At 69.9% G+C, this 1,159-nt stretch carries 2 protein-coding genes; both read left to right on the forward strand.

Going from position 1 to position 1,159, the window contains the following annotated elements; translation table 11 throughout:
- Positions 1–938, forward strand: a 938-nt coding sequence (locus tag G3N96_RS38680) for a PD-(D/E)XK nuclease family protein (RefSeq protein WP_206140488.1), incomplete at its 5' end; no start/stop codon positions are given.
- A complete protein-coding gene (locus G3N96_RS38685) occupies positions 935–1,138 on the forward strand; it encodes a hypothetical protein (protein WP_206140489.1) in 204 nt (67 codons plus the stop codon). The genes G3N96_RS38680 and G3N96_RS38685, both read left to right, overlap by 4 nt.
- The last annotated feature ends 21 nt before the right edge of the window (positions 1,139–1,159 follow it).

Here is a 1,159-nt window from a genome sequence, read left to right on the forward strand (position 1 = left end):
TGGCGCGCCATGCGACGCGCGTGCTGCGCGATGCGTGGCGGATGGCCAGCTTCAGTTCGCTGACCGCGTCGATGGCGCGCGAGGAGGCGGGCGTCGCGGCCGTGCCCGACGACGAGCTGCGGCCCGATCACGATGCGCTTGCCGCGGTGGCGCCGGATGGCGAATGGCTCTTGGCCGAGGCGGTTGCGCCCGAGCCGCCGGACGACGATATCCTCGTGTTCCCGCGCGGCGCGGCGGCCGGCGAATGTCTGCACCGCCTGTTCGAGCTCAGCCGCTTCACCGAGCCCGAGTCGTGGCCCAGGGCCGCGCTCGGCGCGCTGCACGACCGGCCGGTCGAGGCCGTGCCGGAGCTGGCCGCACGCCTGCCGGCCATGATGGTGCAGCTGGTCGACGATGTCGTGCGCACCGAGCTCGTGCCGGGCATGCGGCTCGCGGATCTCGATCCCGCGAAGCGGCTCGACGAAATGGGTTTCCTGTTCCCGGCGCCCGCGCTCGACCTGATGGCGCTGCGCCGGCTGCTGGTCGCGCACGGCTATCCGGACGTTGCACTGGAGGCGGGCATGCTCGCCGGTTTCATCAAGGGTTTCATCGACATGATCGTCGAACACGACGGCCGCTTCTGGATCGTCGACTGGAAGTCGAACCATCTCGGCACGACGCCGGACGCCTATGGTCCGCGCGCGCTCGACGTCGCGATGGCCGATCACGCGTATCACCTGCAGGCGCTGCTCTATACGGTCGCACTGCACCGCTACCTGCGCGGTCGGCTGCCCGACTATGACTACGACACGCATATCGCGGGCTACCTGTATCTGTTCGTGCGCGGTGTACGGCCCGACTGGCGCAGCGGCGGCGAACCGGCCGGCGTGCATGCGCGGCGGCCCGAGCGCGCGCTCGTCGACGCACTCGACCGGATGATGGAAGGGGGCCGCGCATGAACGTGCAGGACGACACGCTCGAATTTACCGGCGGCCTCGTCGCGCGGCTGCCCGAACCCGCCGATTTCGGCATCGCGCTCGCGGAAGGGTTTGCGCGCCGCATCGGCGATCTGGCTCGTCGCCCCGGTGCGCCGGCCGCGGCCCGGGCGGAAGAGCGTGGTGTAGGGAAAGGGTGGTTTCATTGGGGTAGGCTCGGGTAGTTGGTCGCAGTATATAGACAA

This window comes from Burkholderia sp. Se-20373, assembly GCF_017104705.1.
Classification (GTDB): Bacteria; Pseudomonadota; Gammaproteobacteria; order Burkholderiales; family Burkholderiaceae; genus Burkholderia.

Excerpts from the sequence above, each read along its gene's own strand:
- G3N96_RS38685 (WP_206140489.1), top strand. The coding sequence starts at position 935 with ATGAACGTGCAGGACGACACGCTCGAATTTACCGGCGGCCTCGTCGCG.